This window comes from Skermania piniformis, assembly GCF_019285775.1.
GTDB classification, from domain to species: Bacteria; Actinomycetota; Actinomycetes; order Mycobacteriales; family Mycobacteriaceae; genus Skermania; species Skermania pinensis.
The window spans coordinates 687,056-706,139 of sequence record NZ_CP079105.1; the positions used below are offsets into that span (position 1 = coordinate 687,056).

General features: G+C 68.2%; 15 protein-coding genes and 1 pseudogene. 7 read left to right on the plus strand and 9 right to left on the minus strand.

Annotation, left to right across the window (positions count from 1 at the left end; translation table 11 throughout):
- Positions 1–12: 12 nt before the first annotated feature.
- Positions 13–3,228 (plus strand): AfsR/SARP family transcriptional regulator, encoded by a 3,216-nt coding sequence (locus KV203_RS03160; RefSeq protein ID WP_066466742.1) that lies wholly within the window; start codon positions 13–15, stop codon positions 3,226–3,228.
- Between the two features lie 30 nt (positions 3,229–3,258).
- On the opposite strand, the gene KV203_RS03165 is transcribed toward KV203_RS03160, so the two are convergent.
- The gene (locus KV203_RS03165) at positions 3,259–3,531 is read right to left on the minus strand and encodes a hypothetical protein (protein ID WP_157079629.1); all 273 of its coding nucleotides are present in this window, start codon (positions 3,529–3,531) and stop codon (positions 3,259–3,261) included.
- Positions 3,532–3,551: 20 nt separating this feature from the next.
- Positions 3,552–3,938, minus strand: a complete 387-nt coding sequence (locus tag KV203_RS03170; RefSeq protein ID WP_066466740.1) for a hypothetical protein — start codon at positions 3,936–3,938, stop codon at positions 3,552–3,554.
- A gap of 237 nt (positions 3,939–4,175) precedes the next feature.
- On the opposite strand from KV203_RS03170, the gene KV203_RS03175 reads away from it, so the two are divergent.
- The 4 genes and pseudogenes from KV203_RS03175 to KV203_RS19510 all read left to right on the plus strand — a co-directional run.
- Positions 4,176–4,547, plus strand: coding sequence for an alcohol dehydrogenase catalytic domain-containing protein (locus KV203_RS03175; protein ID WP_066466739.1), 372 nt, complete (start codon positions 4,176–4,178; stop codon positions 4,545–4,547).
- The gene (locus KV203_RS03180; RefSeq protein ID WP_066466738.1) at positions 4,535–5,665 is read left to right on the plus strand and encodes an alcohol dehydrogenase catalytic domain-containing protein; all 1,131 of its coding nucleotides are present in this window, start codon (positions 4,535–4,537) and stop codon (positions 5,663–5,665) included. The genes KV203_RS03175 and KV203_RS03180 overlap by 13 nt, the downstream gene beginning before the upstream one ends.
- 27 nt (positions 5,666–5,692) lie before the next feature.
- A complete protein-coding gene (locus tag KV203_RS03185; protein WP_066466737.1) occupies positions 5,693–6,112 on the plus strand; it encodes a tautomerase family protein in 420 nt (139 codons plus the stop codon).
- A 959-nt stretch (positions 6,113–7,071) separates the two neighbouring features.
- Positions 7,072–7,560: pseudogene (locus KV203_RS19510) on the plus strand (type I restriction enzyme endonuclease domain-containing protein); the annotation flags it as partial.
- A 4-nt stretch (positions 7,561–7,564) separates the two neighbouring features.
- Here KV203_RS19510 and KV203_RS03195 read toward each other — a convergent pair.
- Positions 7,565–8,404: an ABC transporter permease gene (locus KV203_RS03195; RefSeq protein WP_066466733.1), complete on the minus strand. Its 840-nt coding sequence runs from the start codon at positions 8,402–8,404 to the stop codon at positions 7,565–7,567.
- A complete protein-coding gene (locus KV203_RS03200) occupies positions 8,401–9,369 on the minus strand; it encodes an ATP-binding cassette domain-containing protein (RefSeq protein WP_066466732.1) in 969 nt (322 codons plus the stop codon). Before KV203_RS03200 ends, KV203_RS03195 begins: the two co-directional genes overlap by 4 nt.
- Positions 9,370–9,528: 159 nt before the next feature.
- Here KV203_RS03200 and KV203_RS03205 point away from each other — a divergent pair, with 159 nt between their 5' ends.
- On the plus strand, positions 9,529–10,887 hold the full coding sequence (locus tag KV203_RS03205; RefSeq protein ID WP_066466731.1) for a DUF445 domain-containing protein: 1,359 nt from the start codon (positions 9,529–9,531) through the stop codon (positions 10,885–10,887).
- A 241-nt stretch (positions 10,888–11,128) separates the two neighbouring features.
- Positions 11,129–11,815 carry an Abi-alpha family protein gene (locus KV203_RS03210; protein ID WP_415640928.1) on the plus strand — a complete coding sequence of 229 codons (687 nt, stop codon included), beginning with the start codon at positions 11,129–11,131 and terminating at the stop codon, positions 11,813–11,815.
- 170 nt (positions 11,816–11,985) lie between these two features.
- On the opposite strand, the gene KV203_RS03215 is transcribed toward KV203_RS03210, so the two are convergent.
- The 5 genes from KV203_RS03215 to KV203_RS03235 form a co-directional block, all read right to left on the minus strand.
- Positions 11,986–12,534, minus strand: coding sequence for a TerD family protein (locus KV203_RS03215; RefSeq protein WP_066467088.1), 549 nt, complete (start codon positions 12,532–12,534; stop codon positions 11,986–11,988).
- A 1,008-nt stretch (positions 12,535–13,542) separates the two neighbouring features.
- Positions 13,543–13,806, minus strand: coding sequence for a BAR domain-containing protein (locus KV203_RS03220; protein WP_066466729.1), 264 nt, complete (start codon positions 13,804–13,806; stop codon positions 13,543–13,545).
- Positions 13,807–13,821: 15 nt separating this feature from the next.
- Positions 13,822–14,046 (minus strand): hypothetical protein, encoded by a 225-nt coding sequence (locus tag KV203_RS03225; RefSeq protein ID WP_066466728.1) that lies wholly within the window; start codon positions 14,044–14,046, stop codon positions 13,822–13,824.
- Entirely contained in the window at positions 14,043–14,966 is a 924-nt protein-coding gene (locus KV203_RS03230) for a ParB N-terminal domain-containing protein (RefSeq protein WP_066466727.1), read from the minus strand. Before KV203_RS03230 ends, KV203_RS03225 begins: the two co-directional genes overlap by 4 nt.
- The gene (locus KV203_RS03235) at positions 14,959–18,939 is read right to left on the minus strand and encodes an FtsK/SpoIIIE domain-containing protein (protein ID WP_066466726.1); all 3,981 of its coding nucleotides are present in this window, start codon (positions 18,937–18,939) and stop codon (positions 14,959–14,961) included. The genes KV203_RS03230 and KV203_RS03235 overlap by 8 nt, the downstream gene beginning before the upstream one ends.
- Between the last annotated feature and the right edge of the window lie 145 nt (positions 18,940–19,084).

Genomic DNA, 19,084 nt, shown 5'->3' on the forward strand with positions numbered 1-19,084 from the left:
CGATCGATCGTGATGAGCAGCGGCGATACCGGCAGCGGCGCGGACCTCTCCGATCCGGTCCCGGTCGTCGTCGGCCTGTTGGGGGAGATCGCCGTGTGCCGGGACGGGCAGCTGGCGGCGCTCTCGGGCGGTCGCGCCCGGGTGCTGCTGACCGCGTTGGCGATCGACCCGGGTCGCAGCCACAGTGCGGCGGCGTTGATCGACGAGCTGTGGGGGGACCGGCCGCCCAGGGCTCCGGCAAATGCGTTACAGACCCACGTGTCCCGGCTGCGCGCGCTGCTCCCCGACGGCGCGATCGAGATGGGGCCGGCCGGATATCGGCTGGCGTTGCGCCGGGACCAGGTGGACCTGGCCGCTGCGCAGGACCGGCTGCGCCGCGCCGCCACCGCCGAACCCGCAGTGCAGCTGCGGATCGCCCGGCAGGTGCGGGCGCTGCGGCGCGGGGAGTCCGGCGCCGACCTGCCCGCCGGACCGCTGGCCGCCGAGCTTGCGGCGACCGCAAACCGGCTGTGGGCCGAACTGGACCTGCTGGAGGTCGAGGCCGGTCTCGCGGCCGGTGATCCGTCCGGTGCCCTCGCCCCGGCCCGCGCGGCCACCGTGGCGGCGCCCCTGGACGAGCCGGCGCATGCGCGCCTGATGTCTGTGCTCCTCGCACTCGGGCGGCCGAACGAGGCGTTGGCGGTGTTCGCCGGCATCCGATTCCGGCTTGCCGAGGAGTTGGGTGCCGATCCGGGGCCCGAGCTGGTCGAGCTGAACACCGCAGCGCTCCAGGGGTCGGGTCCGGCTGCGCCGACGCACCGGGCGATCGGCCTGCGAGCCGCGCCGAACGTGCTGCTCGGCCGGGATGCGGACCTCGCCGCGGTGGATGCGGCGCTGCGGAGCTCCCGGGTGGTCACCGTGCTCGGTCCGGGCGGAACCGGAAAAACCCGGGTAGCCAACGAGATCGGCATTCGCCGGGCGGTCGGGTGTCGGGTGGTGCTGGTCGAGCTGGCGCCGGTGCGCGACGGCAGCGGCGTGCTCACCGGAATCGGCGCGACCCTCGGCCTCGGCGAGATCGATCGCCAGCCGGGCGCACTCGGCCGTGGCCGGGTGCGTGGCCTGGGGGACCGGCTGCGTGAGTCGTTGGCCGCGCAACCGGCACTGCTGATCCTGGACAACTGCGAGCAGGTGATCGAGGCCGTCGCCGACATCGTCGGTGACCTGATCGCCACCTGCCCCGATCTCGCCGTGTTGACCACCAGCCGATCGCCGTTGGCGATCGCTGCCGAGGTGGTGTACCCGTTGCCGCCGTTGGCGATCCACGACGACGGTGGTCCGGCCGCGGAGCTTTTCCGGCAGCGGGCACAGGCGGTCCGGCCGTCGGTCCGGCTGGATTCCGCGCAGGTCGCCGGGTTGTGCCGCACCCTGGATGGTCTGCCGCTGGCAATCGAGCTCGCGGCGGCGCGGGTACGCACCATGAGCGTCACCGAGATCGGTGCGCGGCTCGACCAGCGCTTCGCGTTCCTGCGCGGCGGTGACCGCACCGCGCCGGAACGGCACCGCACCCTGCAGGCGGTGATCGACTGGAGCTGGAACCTGCTGGTGCCCGCCGAGCAGGCGGCTTTGCGGCGGCTGTGCCGGTTCCCGGCCGGGTTCACCCTGGCCGCCGCCCAGCGGGTAGCCGGCGGGCCGGATATCCCCGATGTGCCTGCGGCCCTGGATGGTCTGGTCGGCCAGTCGCTGTTGTCGGTCGACGAGGACGACACCGGTGTGGTCCGCTACCACATGCTGGAGACCGTGCGCGAATACGGCGAGGTGCAGCTCGCCGCAGCCGCCGAGGCGGACGCGGTCGAGCGTGGAACAGCTTTGTGGGCCATCGATTTCGTCGACAAGGCGCGGGCCGGGTTCGGTTCCCCGGCGCAGGTGGCCGCGGTGCTGGCAGTCGCGGCCGAGCAGGACAACCTGGTCGCGATCCTGCGGCGCGGGCTGGACACCGGCGATGCGGGCACCGTGTACTCGGTCTTTCCCGCGCTCGGGATCCTGTGGGTCGCGCGCGGCGCGCATTCCGAAGTCGCTGCGGTGGCGCCGCGGGTGCTCGCGCTCGACCCGCGCCCGGCCGGGACCCGGATCAGTGCGGACCTGTTGACCACGAGTTACCTGTTGGCGGCCGGTCACCTGCTGTTCGCCGGGCAGGTGCGGCCGCTGGCGCTGGTCCGGTCCCGGATCCGGCCGTTGCTGCACAGCCGCACCGACTGGACCGGGAGCGTGCGGCTGCACGCCGAACTGCTCTGCGGCAGGCTGAATGTGCGGACCGCGGGGCGTCGGTTGGCCGAGGCGGTGCGGAGCGCGGATCCGGAGGTCGCGGCGAGCGCGCTGCAGACGCGGGCACAGATCTCGGAGAACCTGGGCGATATCCACGGTTCCCGGCGTGACGCCGAGCGGGCCCTGCCCTTGCTCGAACCCGGCAACGCGTTCGGTCGCTCGGCGATCCTGCAGCACCTGGGCAGTCTCTGCGGGCAGTCGGGGCGGCACGAGGAAGCGGTAACGCACTACCGCGCTGCGATCGGAGAGCTGCAGCGGTTGCAGGCCTGGGACGAAGCGGACCAATTGCGGGCTTATCTGGCCGCCGCCCTGGTCGGAGCGGGGCGGCTCGACGAGGCCCGCGCCGAACTCGGTTCGGTCCGGCGGGTGCCCTCCGGCCCGCCGCCGGACGCGCCCGAGGGATTCGGTGGCGATCAACGATCCGCGTCACTGTTGGTGGCGCAGGGCGAGATCGAGCGCGCCGAGGGTAGGCCGGAGGCGGCCCTGGCCACCTTCCGGTCGGCGGTCGTGGCCGGCGGAGCGCCGACCGAGCCGCTGGGCCTGTTGCTGCTGTCCGACGTGATCGGCGCGCACGTACTGGAGGGCCGCCCGCGCGAGATCGACGATCTGGTACCGCAACTGGTGTCCGGCGCGCGGGTCCAGTACGGAACATTCCGCGATACACCGCAATTGGGCAGCGTCGCGATCGCGGTCGGGTCGTACGGGGTGGCGATCGGCCGGGAGGTGCGTGACTCGCTGGATCTGCTCGCGGCCGGGCTGGCGGCCCACCCCCGGCAGGACTACCTCTCACTGCGGAGCACCGACCACCTGGACGCGGCACGGCAAACGGTCGGTGCCGCAATGGTCGACGCCGCACTCGCCCGGTGGACCGGCCGAACCCGGCGGCGGGCGGGCGACGTGATCCTGGACCTACTCGGGAGACGGTGACACCGGCCAAGTCCGCGGCAAAGTCGGGTTCTAGCTGTTCAGCCGTGTAACCGGTCGGTCGGTCGTGCCGCGCGGAACGAACGGTCGACTGGTCAGGTGCCAGTTACCGCAGAATTGGCATCGGTAGGAGCGTTGTTCTCGCCGCCGGCTGTTGTTTCGATCCATGCTCGCCAAGTACGCCTCAGCGGTGTCTCGATCGGGATAACCGAGCTTGCCGGTGGTGCAGGCCGTGATGTTTCGCGGCGGCGGCAGCCCGGCCAGATCGTCGCTGACGTCCGCGGCGACCGTCCGCGGCTTGCTCACGGTCTCGTCCGTTCGGCTGGTCACGCTACGCGGCGCTGGTCGTCGCCGCTCGGGGCAGCGGTGTCGTCGGTGATCGCGGCGGTCGCCTCAGCGAGCAGCCGATGAATCCCGGCATGAATTCCACTGCAAGAACTTTCGATCTTCGTTGCACTCTTCTGGATAGCGCCCGCCGCCTTCTTCACCTCGTCGAGTTTGTCGACCTCGTCGAGCGCCAGCGCGATCTTCTCTTCGGCTGCTGCGAGCTGCCCGCCGGTGCGCACGCTCGCGGCGAGCGCGGCCGTCCGAAGCAGCAGGATCAGGGTGCGGAGCAGTTCGGGATCGTCGTGGTCGGGATCGAACGCCGCCACGAATCGGCGGGCGCCGATCGTCCGAACGGTGTGCCCGTCGTTCTGCGCGACGGTCCGCACCAGGCCGAGAGACGCTGCCGCGCCGCGGTTCCGTCAGCCATCCGGAGCACGCCGTGACCCTTCTTGCACCGAGCGATGCGGCCGGGGGAGCAAGGCCGTAAGACCGGCATCAAGCGGCATTGCGGTCTGCCCTCACATTGTCGCGTAAAGACAAGGCTTTGTCGCGTGAGGACAAGATGGTGCGTGCGGTTCGACGAACACTGGAGGCAAGATCGTCCCCGACACCAGGAGCATTCCATGCGCACCGTGACTTTTGTCGGCCCCCGCGAATTGCGGTTCGACGAAGTCGACGCACCCACCATGGTCGACCCCACTGACGCTCTGGTGCGTCCCATCGCGGCCACCATTTGCGACCTGGATCAGTGGACGATCCAGGAGAAGGTGCCCCTGTCGATGCTGGGCCCGTTCCGGATCGGCCACGAGTGCGTTGCCCGTGTCGTCGAAGTCGGCGCCGAGTGCACCCTCGAGGTCGGCGATGTCGTGTCGGTAGCGTGGCACATCGCATGCGATACCTGTGAGCGTTGTAGGGCCGGGCTCCCGTCGAACTGCAAGAACCACTCAGGCTCCCAGTACGGCCTGCCGATCCGCCCTGCCAGATGCGTGAGCTGACCTTCGTACGGACAGGTCGTCTGCAGTGGGTCGAGCGACCCGCGCCGACCCTGCGGGCGAGCTCGGACGCCCTCGTGCGTCCGTTCGTCGCAAGCCGCTGCGATGGCGACACCTTGCCATTGCATCGACCGGTATCCCGGCCGATGCAAGCCGGACTCAAACTGGGTCTCATCGATCCCGTCATCGGCCACATCGCCGGACCTCAACCGTTCCAAGGCCCGTTCGGGATTGGGCACGAATGCGTCGCCCAAGTCATCGCCACGGGAAGCGACGTCACGAATCTCGCGGTCGGCGACGTTGTGGTCGTTCCGTGGGCCCTGTCTTGCGGCACCTGCCCACGGTGCCGGCAGGGCTTGACAGCCAAGTGCTCCACGATGTCTGCAAGCAGTCCGGGTAAAGTGTTGGCCGCGTTCGGGTTTGGTCCCCAATGCGGAGCGTGGGGTGGCATGGTCACTGATACGCTCCGTATTCCGAACGCCGACCACATGCTCGTCAGACTGCCGGCCGGGGTCGACCCGATACGGGTGGCCGCCGCAAGTGACAATCTCTCTGATGCGTGGCGCACCGTGGTCCCCGCCCTCGAGCAACGGCCCGGCGGTCAGGTGCTCGTGCTCGGTGGCGGCGCCAAGAGCATCGGGCTCTACGCCGCTGGTCTCGCCGTCGCTCACGGGGCCGAGGTCGACTACACCGACGACGACCACGACCGCCTCGCCATCGCCGCCGGCTTCGGCGCCCGCGTCCACGCGGTAAGCAAACGCGGTTCCGCGAACGGACAATCGGGGTACGACGTTGTCGTCGAAGCAGCCTCCAGCGCCAGAGGCCTTCGCGAGGGGCTCCGCGCTCTCGCACCCGGCGGGGTGTGTGTCGGCACGGGCTATTACGTCCGCACCAACACAAAACTGCCCGTGATGAACATGTACGCCACCTCCGCGACCCTGCAGGTTGGCGTCTCGCACGTACGCCCAGTGCTCCCCGAACTACTCGACTTCATCGCACGTACGGGTTTCGAAGCCGAACGCGTCACCACCTTGCTCGCCGACTGGGACGACGCCCCCGCCGCCTACCAGGAACGCACCACCAAGGTCGTTCTGCACCGAACTCCACTCAACCTCAACTAGCACCAAACAACAAAGGAGACAAAGAAAATGCCGCAGATCCAGCTGACAGTCCCCGCCGGCAGCCTCACCGAAGAAGGCCGCGCCACCATCCAACAAGACCTGGCCCGCACCCTACTCGAGTGGGAAGGCGCCCCCGACAACGACTTCTTCAAAGCCCTGGGCTGGTCCTACCTCCACGAACTGCCGGCAGGCGCACAGGTAACCGCCGCCGACACCGAACCCCGATTCCGCGTCGACGTGACCGTGCCCCAGTTCGCGCTCAACGACGAACGCAAGGCCGGGCTGGCAAAAGAAGTCACCACTCTCGTCCTCGCTGCCGCCGGGCTCGGACCAGAACAAGCACTGCGAGTGTGGGTCCTCATCAACGAACAAAGCGACGGCACCTGGGCCGTGGGAGGGCAGATCTTCCGACACGCTGACCTGGTCACCATGGCGAAGAGCGGCTAGTGTCCGCGTCGGTGAGGTGCCCGCCGGAAAGTTCATCGCCTCGGCGACGAACAGCCACGCTTGCGCATCGATGTCGCAGTCCCCGAGGGGCGCTGTCCCCGCGCCGCACTGAAAGCGCTGGCGGCCTCGGCGTGCGCGGCCACGTCGTGACCACCTCGTCGGCCGGCCGGCCGGCCGATGAAGCGATGGAGGATGTTCGTGCGCAGCTGGAACTGCCGGCCATCGTTACCGACGCTGATCCATGCTGGGTCGGGACCGGCGCCGGGCCGATTCACCGGCCCCGGACCGGTGGCCGAGGTACTACGCCGCCACCCGAACCTCCGGATACCACGATGGTCTTCACCGACTTCACCGAACAACTCCACCCGTTCCCGCCCGTGCAGCGTGACGACCTCCTGGCTTTGGGAGACAAGATCCTCTTCGGCAGCGTTACCCCGACATCCCTATCCGTATAGTCACGCGGTCGAGTCGGTCATCGCTCTTGGTCTGGGACCACGGTGGTGTCGAAAAGTGCTGCACGACAACGCTGTACAACTCTTCGATCTCATTCCCCGCACCAACTCCTGCCCTCCTGATGTCCGGAAGGTTCCGGGTCAAGGCCGCCGAGGCGGTGGTGAGCGATGTCGTCTGACCGAACCGGTGTCGTCTCGGCTGGCCGGCCTACGCGTTATTCGGGCGGGGTTGAGGTCTGTGCCGGCGGCCGCTCCGACCAGGATCGACGTGCAGCATCGGCGTCGAAACGACGCACGTGTCGGAGCTGCGCGATCAGCGATCGAGTTCCTGCTCGGCGGGGCTTGACCTCGATTCCTTCCGCCAGCAGGTCGAGGCGTTCTCCGGCGAGGTCGGTTCGCTTCTTCGGGACGTATTCGGTCCTGCGCGAGTCGTCGAGTTCTCGCACGATGCTGAGCCTGCCGCTCGATCGGTGGTGGACGCCCGATTCCGGACGAGATCCGACGGACGGCCTCACCAAGCCGTCGCTGGCCGATCTCGATCCGGACTTCGCGACCAAGGCGACCCGGGCGAAGCATCCGCACCTTGCCATCGAGGCGCTGCGCGCCCGGTTGGCCGAGGAGTCGGCGAAGGCAACCCGGAACAACCTGGCCCGCGAGGTCGGGGCAGAGGGAAACCGGGGAGACCGGTTCACGCCGCCGCTGAACCAGGACGAGCCGGCCTTCTACGATGCGGTTGCCACGAACGAGTCGGCGGTTCGACTGCAGGGTGACGACGTGCTATCGCAAATCGCGCGCGAGCTGGTGCAATTGTTGCGCCGCGACACCCGCACCGACTGGACCGTGCGTGACGACATGCGCGCCAAGATGCGGTCGTCGATCAAGCGTCTGTTGGTCAAGTACAAGTACCCGCAGGACAAGCAGCCTGCGGCGATCAAGCTGGTGATCGAGCAGATGGAGGCGATGGCGCCGCGGTTCGCCGAGCAGCCGGCGCCCTGACTCATCAGGCCTTGCGCATGAACAGCTTGACCGTGATCGGGGCGAGCACCGCGATCAGCACCACGGAGCCGAGCAGCGACCAGCCGACATCGGCGCCGACGGTGCCGTGATTCATCAGTTCCCGGCAGGCGTACACCACGTGGGTGACCGGGTTGACGTTCACGAATGCCTGCATCCAGCCGGGCATGGTCTCGACCGGGACGAACGCGCTGGACATGAAGGTCAGCGGGAACAGCACCAGCATCGAGTAGCCCTGCACGGCCGAGGCCTTGTTCGCCAGGACGCCGAGCAGGGCCCAGATCCAGCTGGTGGCGAACGAGCAGAAGATGACCAGCAGGCCGGCCAGCAGCACGCCCCGCACGCCACCGCCGGGCCGGTAGCCCATGATCAGGCCCATCATCACGGTCAGCGTGGTGGCGATGACGTACCGCACCGAGTCGGCCAGCAGCGCGCCGGCCAGGGGCGCGATCCGGGCGATCGGCAGCGACCGGAACCGGTCGAAGACGCCCTTGTCCATGTCCTCGCGCAGCTGGGTACCGGTGACCATCGAGGTGGTGATCACTGTCTGCACCAGAATGCCGGGGATGATCACCGGAAGGTAGGCGGCCACGTTTCCGGAGATGGCGCCGCCGAAGATGTAGGTGAACATCAGGGTGAACAGGATCGGCTGGATCGTGACGTCGAACAGCTGTTCCGGGTTGTGTTTGACCTTGAGCAGTCCGCGGTAAGCCATCGTCAGCGAGTTCGCGACGGTCTGGCGCAACCCCGGCCGGTCGAGCGCCTGCGGGGTGCTGGGGCGGGGCGTGGTGGCGGCCGGCACCGGGGTGGTCGTCGTGGTGGTCATGCAGCGCTCCGTTCTTCGTCGGTCGGCCGGCCGGTGATCGTGAGGAAGACCTCGTCCAGGCTGGGCTTGCTCACGTTGAGCTCCTCGATGCCGATTCCGCTGTCGCGCAGTCGGATCAGGATCTCCGGGGTGATTGCCGGGTCGGTGAGCGGGACGGTGATCCGGGCCGCTTCGGGGGTGACGGCCGGCTCGGCGCGCAGCGTGTCGGCGACGATCCGGCGGGCGTCCTCGATCCGGGCCCGGTCGGCGAGGGTGAGATGCAGCGACGAGCGGCCGACCGAGGCCTTGAGCTCGTCGGCGGTGCCGTCGGCGATCACCCGGCCGTGGTCGATCACCGCGATCCGGTCGGCGAGTTGATCGGCCTCGTCCAGGTACTGGGTGGTGAGCAGCACCGTCGTCCCGCCGCGGACCAGCCGGCGGATCGTGTCCCACATCTGGGCACGGGTGCGCGGGTCCAAGCCGGTGGTCGGTTCGTCGAGGAACAGCAGTGGCGGCGTGGCGATCAGGCTTGCGGCGAGGTCGAGCCGGCGGCGCATACCGCCGGAGAACTGCTTGAGCGGCTTGTCGGCCGCTGCGATCAGGTCGAACTCGTCGAGCAGGTCGGTGGTGCGGCGGCGGGCATCGGCCCGGGACAAGCCCAACAGCCGGGCGAACACGGTCAGGTTCTCGGTGGCGCTCAGATCCTCGTCGACCGAGGCGTATTGGCCGGTGACCCCGACCAGCGAGCGCACCGCGGCGGGTTTCGCGGCGACGTCGTAGCCGAAGATGCGAGCCTGGCCGGCATCCGGGCGGAGCAGGGTGGCGAGCATCCGGATGGTGGTGGTCTTCCCGGCGCCGTTGGGGCCGAGTACGCCGTACACCGCGCCCTGCGGCACGGTGAGACTGACCCCGTCGACCGCACGCTGGTGGCCGAAGGTCTTCACCAGGTTGTCGGCCTCGACAGCCGGAGTTGCGGAAAAGTTCATGCCTGACCCTGTTCCACCCGGCTTGCGTCGCGCTTGCACGCCGCTGATCGGCGACGAAAGAGTCCGGCTCCGCCCGCGCTCCCTATCCGCCGAACCGCGGTGCGTGGCGGGTCGCCGCGGGTATAGTTCGCCGAACTGCGTTGAGTTTTTGGAGCAATTGTGAACGTACTCGCCGCCGGTCCGTTCATCGACTGGGAAGAACTGACCGGACAGTCGAAATTCGTCGTGGATATCGTCAGTATCCCGATATTCAGCGCAATTGCCGGTTTGATCACCAACTGGACCGGTGTCATCATGTTGTTTGCACCGGTTCGGTTCACCGGTTTCTACGTTCCCGGGCTCAAGTCGGTTTTCCCATATCTGCCGCGTAAGGTGCAGATTCTGCCGATCTTCGCTCCGGACGGCGTCCTCGGCTTCCAGGGATTCATCCCGTGTCGAGCGGAGAAGATGGCCAGCTTGATCGTGGACAAGTCGATCGCCCGCATCGGCGGAATCGGTGACTTCTATCTCGAATTGAATCCCGACAAACTGGCCGAGCGGCTGGCCGACGCCGCCCGTCCGCAGATTCGGCAGCTGACCACCGAGGTGATCGAGAGTGAGCATCCGCAGCTGTGGAGCTCGCTGCCGGGCAGCGTCCGGGAGAGCGTGTTGCGCACGGTCGATGCCGAATTACCGCAGATCTCCCGGAAAGCATTCGCAAAGATCGGGGAGAATATCGACGACCTGCTCGACGTGAAGCTGATGACGATAAATCACCTGCGCAACAATCCGGAGGTGCTGCGCGACATCATTCAGGGAATGGCGGTGCCGGAGCTGAAGTTCATGGTGCGAATCGGTGCCCTGGGCTTTTTGTTCGGTATTCCGCTGGCGCTGTATCTGAGCTGGGTGCACACTGCGCACCCGCCGATTCTGAGCGCGATTCCCGGCTGGCTGACCGTGCTCGTCGGCGCCGCGATGATCGGCGTGCTGGTGAATATCATCGCGATCAAGGTGGTGTTCGAGCCGGGCGAACCCCGTCCCCGCTGGCGTTACCTCTGGAAGCAGGGCTTGTTTCCGAAACGGCAATACGAGGCGTCCGCGCAGCTGGCTCAGATGCTTTCGGTCGAGGTGCTCACCGTCGCCAACTTCTCCCACGAGCTGCTGCACGGTGCCAGCGGCGACAAGACTCTGGCGTTCATCCAGGAGGCCGTGGCCGAGGAGGCCCGACGCATTCTCGGCCCGGTGGCGACGTCGGTCGGCCGAAATCTCGGCGTGGTGCATTTCGACGTGCTGGAGCGCAAGGCCGGCGTCGCCGTGGTCGACTTCGCCCCGGCGGTGTTCGAGGACGCGAAGTTCAACAAGAAGAAGGCGAAGAAGATCGAGAAGTTCGCCACCGAGAAGTTCCGGGAGCTGCCGCCGGAGGAGTTCGGCGAGATGTTGTACGCCGCGATCGAGCAGGACGCCTGGCTGCTCTACGCACACGGGGGCGCCCTCGGCCTGTTGGTCGGCGGCCTGCACATCCTGATCTTCGGCGCCTGATCGGAGTATGGCGATGACCGACGAAACGATCGATCCGTCCGAGCCGGCCGGGGACGACAGCCTGTGGCGCGCAGCGCGGATCGCCCGGGATGCGGCCGGGAATGCAACGGTGGCCGCGTCGTTGGTGCGCAGTGTCGGCGCCGATCTGTGGCGGGCGCTCTCGGTGTTGGGGAACGCGCCGCTGGACGCCACCGAGAGCGTGGTCCAGCGCGTACCGGGGACCGACTCGGCGAGTCAGCTGATGACCGACGGGGTGCGCACGGTCAAGCAGTTGGTCGTACCCGTGCTCGGCGGGGACGACGACGACACCGACCAGCCGGAGCCGGCACCCGGCGCGTCGGAGACTGCCGAACTACGCGCGAGCGGTGCCGCCCTGATCGCCGCCTCCCACCGCCCGGACGACCAGGCCGGCGGCGTGCATCGTGCGTTCGCCCGGATCCTGGACGAGCTGGTCCCGGACGAGGCGCGGATCGTCCGGTTTCTCGCCGTGGCCGGCCCGCAACCGTCGATCGATGTGCGCACCAAGTCGCTGTTCCAGATCGGCTCCCGGCGGCTGGTCAGCGGGGTCAGCCTGGTCGCCGAAATGGCCGGTTGCCGCGAGGGTGAGCGCGACCGTTACTACCTGGCCAACCTGCACCGGCTCGGGCTGGTCACGTTCTCGGCCGAGCCGGTGGACGATTTCCGCCGCTACGCTCTGCTCGAGGTGCAGGAAGAAGCGTTGCATGTGCTGGAGACGACCAAATCGATCTCGGTGTACCGCAGCATCTGCCTGTCCGCTTTCGGTCTCGAGTTCGCCGCGGTGTGCTTCGACACGGCCGGTTACGACGCGGGTGGCTGGCAGACCTACAACCGCGGCGACAAGATGATCGGTAAGGGCCCGCCCGGTCGGTACGATTCGGGGACCTCTACCGACTCGACAGGGGCGTAGGTGCCTGGCCGGGGTGTGGGCTTGCCGCGATTGGCGGGTGCAGGCCCACCGTACGCGGCGGCGTTGACGACCTGCGTTACCGCTTCAACGCCGAGCGGGCTCTGGTGGCGGCAAACCCCGAGAGTCGAACGCCATCAGTGCCCGCTCGGCGCACATGACAACGCATCCGATCAGTCGACGTCGACGCCATAGTCCCGCGCGATCCCGGCCAGGCCGGACGCATACCCCTGGCCGACCGCCCGGAACTTCCACTCCGAGCCGCGACGATAGAGCTCACCGAACACCATCGCAGTCTCGGTCGATGCGTCTTCGGACAGGTCGTAGCGGGTCAGCTCGGCGCCGGTCGCCCGGTCGACCACCCGGATGAACGCGTTCTGCACCTGACCGAACGATTGCCCTCGGCCCTCCGCATCGTAGATCGACACGGGGAAGAAGATGTTGGTGACCTCGGCCGACACTGCGGCGAGATCCACCTCGATCACCTCGTCGTCGCCGTCCCCATCGCCGGTGAGGTTGTCGCCGGTGTGCACGATCGCACCGTCCGGGGAACGCAGGTTGTTGAAGAAGACGAAGTATTTGTCGGACAGGACCCGCCGGTCGGCCCCGGTGGCGATCGCACTGGCGTCGAGGTCGAACTCCGCTCCCGAGGTGGTGCGCACGTCCCAGCCGAGACCGACCGCGACCGAACGCAAGCCGGGTGCCTGCTGGTTGAGCGACACGTTGCCGCCCTTGGTGAGCGACGGGCCGCCGCTCTGCCGCCGGGGTGGTACCGTCGCCGCTGGCCGAGCGCTCGCCGGCGATGCGGCGGCCGGCACCGAGATCACCGTCGGGGGCGGCGGAGTGGCGGTATCGATAGCCTCCGCGCACTCGGCAATCGCAAACGCTTCGCTGCGAATCACGTCGTAGGTCAGGCTCGCAGCGCCAGGGATTCGGGTCACGACCATGGCGTTGTGCTCAACGACCACGACCTCGTACCGGTCTGAGTAGTCCGCCCCGGGGGCGACATCGGCTATCTTGCATGCAAGAGTCGAATACTCGGCCTCTGGCAGCAACGAAATGAATCGACTGCGCGACCCCCCCAGCGGAGCGTTGACTCCATAGAAGCCGCCGTCCGGTCGCCAGCCATCCCGGGTCATGTCATCGACGACGACTTGCGGGAGTCCGGGACCGGCTGTACCCGCGGACGCAGGCTCGACCGAACCGGTCGGCCGGAGGTGGCCGAGTCCGGGCAAGGTATACAGCGGTACGGATTCGGCGCTTCTGAAGATATCGGCGTATCCCGCGGGGACGCTGGCGTTGCGCGTACCGATGCCGAGCCACCAGGGTTCCGGTACCCAGCGGAGCTGCATCGCAATCTGACCATTGACGAAGTCACTATCGCTGCCGCGAAAGGTGTTGACGGATATGGCAGATCCGCGGGGTCCGGAGATCGCTGTCCACCACACGCTCGCGCCATGCCCGTCGAAGACGCCCACGAACGGAATCTCCTCACGGAGGAGGGCCGCCGATCTGAACGCCGGAACAAGGCCGCTCGCGGCCGCGAAGCACGACTCGATGTCGCCGGGTCCGTACACTACGAAGCTCAGGCCGGCAGACTTCAAGCCTTCGTAGACCAGTTGTCGCGGGTTCCCAGCGACGTTCGGATCGGCGAGCGTCACATCTCCATCTTCGGACATTCTGACCTGACGCTGCGGCTCCTGCCGCCCACCGCCGAAGATACCCACGACTCACCTGCCTTGATAGGTCTGCAAGATCTGGATCTTCTTGTCCAGATACGCTTTCAACTGATTCGCGTTGGCGTCGAAGGCGGCGACCGACTTCAGGACCTGTTCCATGTCCTTCTCGAACTTGTCCTTCACGCTGTCGCGCCAGTCCGTGCCCTTGAGCGAGGACCGGACCCGGGAGATCGCGCCGTTGATCTCGCGTTGCGAACGGTCGATGTCGCTCTTCAGCTTCTTCAGCGAATCCGGATTCGCCTGTACGGATCCCATGGCTGTCCCTTCGATCTACCGATGTTTGTCCAGTTCGCGCAGCGCCTGTGCGATTCCGACGTCGTAGCGGGCGAGCGCCTGCAGGAAGGACCGTTCCTCGTCTGCGAGCGGCTGCAGCTTGCGGTCTTTCAGCCGTTTCGACACCACGTCGCGCCACGCCGTCCCGGCCTTCTGTTCGGCAGACCGGAGCGCTCGGGCGTTCGCCTCGAATATCCCGGTCGCCTTGTGCAGCTCGGTCATCCGCGGATCACCAGCGCCGGAATGTCGGTCAGCCCCATTCGCTGGGCGACCCAGATTCGGTGGTAACCGTTCGCGACCCCGAATGTCCCATCGGGTCGCCGCTCCAGCACGACTGCGTTGTTGTTGTCGAAGAATCCCACGTAGGTGTCGGCGTAACTGCGCGCGCCGAACCGTCCACCCTCGTTCTGGTCTCGTTCCCGGAAGTAGTCGAGCCCTTTACCGCGCCGTAGGGCAGGCCGGACGACCTCCTCGAACGCGTTGAACGCCCACTCCAGGTCCGCCGGGGATACGTCCGGCTTCGTGAACGACTCGGGTCCGGTGACCGTACTGTCCGACAGGTCCACCGACGAAAGGTTCACCATCGCGTAGCCCGGCGGAAACCCCGGACCGGCGGTGACCGCCGACGCTACGGCGGTGCTGCCGAGCCCGCTCACCGCGGCAGCGCGCCCATCTGCGGCCACCGCGATCGCGGCGCCGCCGAGGTCGCGCGCGATCGCCGCGGACCCCCGGTTGTACTGATCCAGATCGCGCCGGATCGCGCCGAGCAGGCGGTTCGTCTCCGTGACGAGTTCATGCCGCACCCGCTTGAATCTCACACTGCCCGGCTCGAACTCGGCGCCTGCTTCGTTGAACATCCGATGCGCGCGAAGCGCGGCCGCCCAGGCATCGGTCGCCCGGTCGAGGGCCCGCTGCAGCGGTGAGCAGTCGGCGTCGGGATTCCCGCAGCATTGCTCGTAAGCCCGCCGCGCGGCGTCCATCACACCGCGCCGCCGGCTGGTCTCCTGGATGATCCTGGCCTCGACCCGCTGCACCGCCGACTCGACCGCCGCATCTGCGGTGTCGGCCTCACGCAGGTACCGCTGCAGATCCTGGGCGAGCCGAGCGACCACCTCCGGATCGTTGCGGGCAGTGTCAGCCATCGCTGGTTCCGCTCAACAACCCGTCCACCCACTCGGTGTCCGGGGCGGCGAACCGGCGCACGAGATCGGTTCGGGCATTGTCGTAGTCGTCGACGGCGAACTGGTTCGTGGTCAACTTCGCCGCGACCTCGGAGTCGATCAGCGTGCGCGAATCGTCCTCGCTGCACGGGCCGAGCACCTTGAACCCGAACTGGCGGAAGCCGTCGTGATCGAATCGTCGTTGCAGCGAGGCGTACCGATCGCCCCAGGCAACCACGTGCACGCCGACCTCCGGGCCCTGCCGCAGCACCTCGGCGAGCCGACCACTCTCGGTCTCGGCGTCGTAGGTATCCGGCGTCAGTTCTCGCGCCCGATGCACCCCGACCAGGAACAACACCCGCGCACGTGCGGTGTAGTCGTCGAGCTCGGTCCGCTCGGCGATCTCGGCGACGAGCGAATCAAGCACGTCACCGAGCTTGCGCCGGTGGTAGGCCTGCGCGCCCGCGGCGCGCAGCCGACCGAACAGGTCCTCCTGCGACGGATCGATCGCGGCGAAATCGACATACTCCACCTGCACGTCCGCCGCCCGCAGCGCCAGCATGTGCAGGGCCAGCGCGGTCAGCGCGGACGGATCGACGATCAGCAGATTGTTGCCGGGCTGGCGTTCCAACCGAATCGACAGCGGCGGTGCCAGCGACATCGGCGCCCCGATCGGTAGCAGCAGCGTGCCGTTGCGGCTCGATCCGGTGAAGATCGCCGGATCGTGCTCGCTCGGCACGATCGCGACGTCGCCCTCGAAGACCACCGGCCGGTGACCGACCTGCTGCGCGTCCGCCTGCTTTCGCATCTGCTCGACGAGCCGGGTGCGCAGTTCCGGCGGCCAGAACGCACACTGGAAGCGATTGTTCGCGTCTTTGAGTCCGCCGCTGGTATTGATGATGCCCTCACCGGGCTTGGACAGCAGCTGCGCGTCCGCGTTACCTTCCGCGAGCAACTGCTCCGAATCCTGGTTGGAGCTGGCCAGCACCAGCCGGTTCGGGATCTGATTGAGCGCCGTGCGGATCTTCTGCCCGCCACCGGACACCGACTGCGACGCGAGAATCGTGTGCACCCCGAATGCCCGCCCCTGCCGGATGATTCGGTCGATCAGTTCGGCACCGCGGGTCGCGATCGCGTCGTCCTGTTCGAGCAACATGTGGAACTCGTCCATCACCAGCACGATCCGCGGGAGCCGTTCGCCGGTGGCCTGCCGGTACCGGCCGATATCCTGCATCTGCTGCTGCCCGCTCTTGAACAGAACTCCGCGCCTGGAGATCTCGGCATCGAGACTCTCCAGCACGCTGATCCCGAAGTCGCGATTGGTCTCGATCGCGACCACCCGAGCATGCGGCAGCTGATGCTCGGCATACGGCTTGAACTCCACACCCTCCTTGAAGTCGACCAGGTAGAACTCCAGATCGGCCGGCGAATACTGCATCGCCAGGCCGAGGACGATCGAGTGCAGCAGCACCGACTTGCCCGACCCGGTCCGCCCGCCGACCAGAGCACTCGACGCGCCGCCCGAATCCAGCCGCAGCTCGGCCACATCCGAGGCGCCCATCCGGCCGAACCGGGCGACGATCCGCTCATCGACGTCGGCCTGCCACCAGCTACCGGGCTCGTGCGGATCGGCAATCACCGCCGGCGCCTGCGTACCCTTCGCGACCGCCCGCGCAGCCGCGCGAGAGGCCAGTTCATGCACCCGAGCGGGGTCGACCTGAGTCCCGGACGACTGCCCCAAGGTCCGCTCGATGTGAGCCAGCACCTCGGTACGGGTCGCATCGTCCGGGACCGGATGCGGCGCGAGCTGCCATTCCAGCATGCACGACGGTACGAAGTCACCGCCGCTCACCGCCCGCGGGAGGCCGAGGTAGTCCACCAGCGCGCCGTCCTCGAATCCGGTGTACGCCGTGGCCAATGCTTCCAGCGACCGGTTGGTCGAGTCGGTCGTCGCGGCGATCAGCACTCCCGCGCGGCGGCCGACCGTCGCGAGCCGTTCCAGCCGCTTCAGCGACTCGTCGTCGAACGTCCGGCCGTCCCGGGTGAAGGCGTGGGGATGGTCGAACAACAGCAGCAGTCGATACGGTTCGGCGACCTCGCCGGCCGCCCGGTTGTATGCGGTCAGCGAATCGTGCGTGCCCTGTAGGTATTTCTGCGTCACGAACGCGACGTGGTTCTCCAGTTCGGTGAGCAGCTCCGCGACGTTGTGCGAGCCCCAGACCTTCTGCCCGTAGATCTTCTCCCCGGCCTCGCCGAGGCCGTAGAGAAAGTTCATCGAGGCACCCACCTTGGCCGGATCGACGACGTCGATCTTCAACCGGCCCGCGGGCAGCGCGGCGAGCATATCCAGGGTCAGGTTCTGCACGACGGCCGTGGAGTTGGTGACGATCCCGCCGGTCTCGTCCAGGTCGAGCAGCGCCGGGACCGGCGGGGTGGACTCGGCGAGTGGCAGGGCGAACCGGTGCGTGTGCTCGCCACCGGGCGGGTCGGGCACCGCCAGGCGGGTGTCCAACCGCGCCTCGCTCAGGCAGAGCTCCCCGACCGGAAAGACCAGCCGGGTCGGCGGCGACGGCGCGATGTCCTCGACCGACGCGACCGCCTGCCACACCGGGCCGGCCTCGGCCGGGGCGGGCTCGATCAGATCGAGTTCGGTATATGCATAGTTGCCGACCGTCCGCGGTAACGCATCGGACATCCGGCGGCGGAAATCGGCGAACGTGTCGGTGAACAGGCGGGTGATCTTGCCTTCGGCGGCGAGTTCTGCGTCGCGGACCGCGCCGTCGTAGCCGTTCAGCACCCTTTCCACCGCGGCCGTGAGCTCTCGGCGCTGCTGGGCGCGGCCGGCCGAGGTCATCCGCAGCCCGGCGGTGTGCACGGAGTTCGCGACGGTGCCCGCCGCCTGCATCCAAGCGGCGGCGTCCCGGGAGGAGGTGCTGATGTAGGACGCTCGCGACTCGACCTGGCGGGCCCGCCAGGTCGCCGGAAGCCCTTCGCTGAACACGCCGCTGTATCGCTGGATCAGCGCGTTGCGGGTGTCCTCGTAGGCATGCCAGATGGCTTCGCGTCGCTCGGTCAGCTCGCCCGCGATCCGCTGCTCCGCTGCCCGCGTCGACGGCATGCTGGCCGCGCCGTCGGCGACACACCGAGCCGCCAGGGAGACCACCGATGCCGCGATCGTCCGCCGCTGTCGGTCGATGAGATCGAGCAGGTCCGTGCGCCGCGCGAGCACGGGCACACCGGCCGGCTCGGGCCGGCGCGGCGCGCCGGGCGACCGACTCGGCCGGGGCACCGCGGTCGGTGGCGGCGGCGCCACAGGTGGGGGCGTCACGGGTGGGGGCGCAACAGGTCGCGCCACGACCGGCGGCGAAGCAGGGGCAGACGCGGACGCCGATGCGACGAGGCCCCGGTTGCCCCGATCACGACGCGGCCGCGGCACCGATACCGGAGGAGCCGGGGCCGCGACCGACGCGGCCGTGCTGCCGCTCGGTACGGCGAACCCGAAATCTCTTGCAGCAGAATATAAGCCGTCTCGATAACCCTGGCCGACCGCGCGGATCTTCCACTGGCCGGCCCGCCGATACACCTCGCAGACGATCAGCGCCGTGTCGCCGCCCGGCGGTATCCCGAAACCGGCCAGACCACCGCCGTTGCCGTCGGTGACGGCGAGGTCGAGGTGCGGCAACGGGCTACCCCCGGCACTTGCCGCGAGAACGACCACCCGCTGGACATCGGATTCGACGAGGCCGGTGTCGGCGACCACCTGGTCACCGGCCAGGGACACCGCTCCGGACGGATGGGCTTCGGCACCGTGGTGGACCAGGTCGGCCGGCGAGCGGGTGCGATCGTCGGACCCGAGCAGCGCCACGTACAGCGGCGGCCCTCCGCTGTCTCCGCGGACCGTCAACCGAACGACGGTGGCCCCGAGCGGGATGTTCTGCCCCTTCGCCAGCTGCACAATTCGCTCCCTCCGGCGCCGTCGATGCAATTGTGGCCGCCAACCGCCGTCCTGTATGTCGGACGAACAGCCGACAACGGCGGGTAGCGCGACGTGCGCCGGCCGAATCTGCTCGGACCAGCACGGTGCGCCCGACCCGGTACCC